The 2,879-nt window shown below is 42.9% G+C and carries 3 protein-coding genes and 1 tRNA gene; all 4 read left to right on the forward strand.

Translation table 11 applies throughout. From position 1 onward, the window contains the following. Positions 1-88 precede the first annotated feature (88 nt). Entirely contained in the window at positions 89-1,105 is a 1,017-nt protein-coding gene (gene mutY / locus ACW12G_RS07360; protein ID WP_455647648.1) for an A/G-specific adenine glycosylase, read from the forward strand. A gap of 5 nt (positions 1,106-1,110) precedes the next feature. Beyond that, entirely contained in the window at positions 1,111-2,214 is a 1,104-nt protein-coding gene (locus tag ACW12G_RS07365; protein WP_455647649.1) for an AI-2E family transporter, read from the forward strand. Positions 2,215-2,259: 45 nt separating this feature from the next. Next, positions 2,260-2,646, forward strand: coding sequence for a DUF6508 domain-containing protein (locus ACW12G_RS07370; RefSeq protein ID WP_048700374.1), 387 nt, complete (start codon positions 2,260-2,262; stop codon positions 2,644-2,646). A gap of 50 nt (positions 2,647-2,696) precedes the next feature. Then, positions 2,697-2,778: transfer RNA gene (locus ACW12G_RS07375), tRNA-Leu, on the forward strand. The last annotated feature ends 101 nt before the right edge of the window (positions 2,779-2,879 follow it).

Raw genomic sequence — 2,879 nt, forward strand, 5'->3', positions numbered from 1 at the left:
ATATTATTATACGTTATATATCCCGAAAAAACAAGGCTTTGCGAATAACCCGTGCTAAATTCAGGCTAACTTAGGGTACAATAGTATTATGGAATTTTGGTCAGAAGAAACAATTGAAAATTTTCGGCGCACATTACTGGATTGGTATGACCGTGAGGGACGTGCGACATTACCTTGGCGTGTTGATCATGACCCTTATCGGGTTATGGTATCAGAAATCATGTTGCAACAAACCCAAGTGGATACTGTGCTGCCATATTATGAACGGTTTATGCAGGCTTTACCAACCGTTCAGGATTTAGCACGTGCGCCAGAAGCACAAGTGTTAAAGCTTTGGGAAGGTCTAGGCTATTATTCACGGGCGCGGAATTTACAAAAAGCGGCGCGTTTTGTTGTGGATGATTTACATGGGCATTGGCCGGAAAGTGCTGATGATCTGCAAGCCTTGCCAGGTGTTGGTCCTTATACGTCAGCAGCTATTGCTTCGATTAGCTTTGGCGAAGTCGTGCCGGCTGTAGATGGGAATGCTTATCGCGCGTTTAGTCGTTTACTAAAAATTGACGCCGATATTGCACAACCAAAATCGCGCAAGATTTTTTACGATGCCATCTTGCCAATCGTTGATCCTGATCGACCAGGCGACTTTAACCAAGCTATCATGGACCTGGGCTCAAGTTATATGACAGCTAAAAATCCTAACAGCGCGGATTCACCGGTGCGGGCCTTTAACGCAGCTTATCGCGATGGTGTGGAAATGGCTTATCCGGTTAAAACAAAAAAGCAGAAGCCAGTTAAGCAACTGTATATTGCAACTGTTTCAGAAAAAGATGGTCGTTTGCTTTTTGAAAAACGGCCAGATACCGGTTTGTTATCGGGTTTTTGGACTTTCCCGTTGGAAGAAATTCAAAATATTGAGCAAATTGTCGGTGAACAGCTACATATTAAACCCATTGTGCACGTCTTTACACATCGCCGGTGGGAAATTTGGCTTGTGAAACGAGACTTGCCATTAACTGATAATCGGCAATACTTGACGCCTGATCAGTGGCAGCACCTATCACTGCCCACAGTACAACACAAATTACTGAATGCGTTGGAGGAATAACACACATGTTTCCAAATCCTAAGTTAAAACAACTCTTTTTTTGGACAATTGAATTATTAGCGTTGTCACTGCTGGTGTATATCGTCTCTGGCTTTGACTTTTTGATGCGCCCGATTCAGGTTTTCATTTCGACGGTCTTTGCGCCTTTGGTGGTCGCTGGTTTTCTGTATTATATTTTAAAGCCACTGGTCTCACTGATTCAAAAAATTAAAATCCGTGGTAAAGTGATACCACATCAAGTAGCGGTTGTAATCACATTTTTGGGGTTTTTAACCATGATTGTCGGGGCACTCGTTGTGTTGGTGCCAACGTTAATTCAAGAAATTACGAATTTAGTAAATGCTTTGCCAAGCTTTGTGAATGATGCGCAACGCATCGCGACAGAAGTCGTCAAGAGTGAATGGTTTGATGCGCTTCATTTGTCGGTTGATGTGGAACAAGTTAAAACAGCAGTGGGCAAATATGCAGGCTCGTTTTTGACGGTAACTGCTGGAACACTCGGCACTGTTGCTTCAACAGTCACAACGGTGACCATTAACTTGGTCACAATTCCAGTCATTTTATTTTATATGTTAAGTGATGGGAATCGCTTGGTACCCGCCATTCAAAAGCTATTTCCTGCACGACATGCGGAAACAATATCAGAGCTCACCACAAAGATGGATACAACGATTGAAAAATATATTTCCGGACAAGCAATTGAAATGGGCTTCGTTGGTGCGTCAATGGCCATTGGGTATCTCTTAATTGGACAACCGTATGCTTGGTTGCTTGGGATTATTGCCGGTATTACAAATATTGTGCCTTACCTTGGGCCATGGATTGGTGTGGTGCCAGCCCTCATTATTGCAAGCACGCAATCTTGGAAACAAGTGGTACTGGTGTTGATTGTCATGACGATTGTGCAACAATTGGATGGGAACTTCATTTATCCAAATGTGATTGGTAAAAGTTTGGCGATTTATCCGTTAACAATTATGATTTTATTGATGGTTGCAGGTAACTTGTGGGGCATTGTTGGGATGATTTTGATTGTGCCAGTTTATGCTATCCTACGCGTGGTGGTACAGTTTGCTGCTGAATTGTTTATACTGACAAAAAGTAAGTAATGTGCTATACTAGATACTGAGTTTAATCTAGTAGGGGGTTTAGTTATGCAAGCATTTAACTTTGAAAAAAATATTGCCGTATTGGCATCAGCTAAAGGCAAACCAATTCCCTGGCCAGCTGGCCCATATCCAGCCTATTCAGTTGATATTTTGGCACTCGCGCAAAGTTACTTTAAGTCAGCTGAGTTTGATCGTAATTTTGACCGCACCTTACGACAACATGGTTTTCATGAAGGGGTGCCAGAAGCCGTTGTGGCAGAGATTGCCGCTACGTCAGAAGACTATGATTTAGTGCGTGCGGTGTTGTCAGCGATCATTCGCGGGGAAAAATATACACCCGGCATGTGGCAGGTTTTAGTGGAAAATGGGATTTTACTTGATCTTATGACACGGGCCTATCAGTTGAAGGAAAAAAGTGAAATAAAGTCTTGACGAATGTTGGAATTTAAAGTAAACTAATATAGTTGTCTAAGCAACTAAATGCGGGTGTGGCGGAACTGGCAGACGCGCTGGATTTAGGTTCCAGTGCCGCAAGGCGTGCAGGTTCGATTCCTGTCACCCGTACTAAGAGAACAATTTGTTCTCTGGGGTATCTAGTATAACTTAGGTATACTTGAGTACTTGGCGTTGCCGACTTAGCTCAGTTGGTAGAGCATCTCACTAGT

It is taken from the genome of Leuconostoc sp., assembly GCF_965300815.1.

Coding starts and splice junctions, on each gene's coding strand:
- ACW12G_RS07370 (WP_048700374.1), top strand. CDS start 2,260: ATGCAAGCATTTAACTTTGAAAAAAATATTGCCGTATTGGCATCAGCT.
- mutY (WP_455647648.1), top strand. CDS start 89: ATGGAATTTTGGTCAGAAGAAACAATTGAAAATTTTCGGCGCACATTA.
- ACW12G_RS07365 (WP_455647649.1), top strand. CDS start 1,111: ATGTTTCCAAATCCTAAGTTAAAACAACTCTTTTTTTGGACAATTGAA.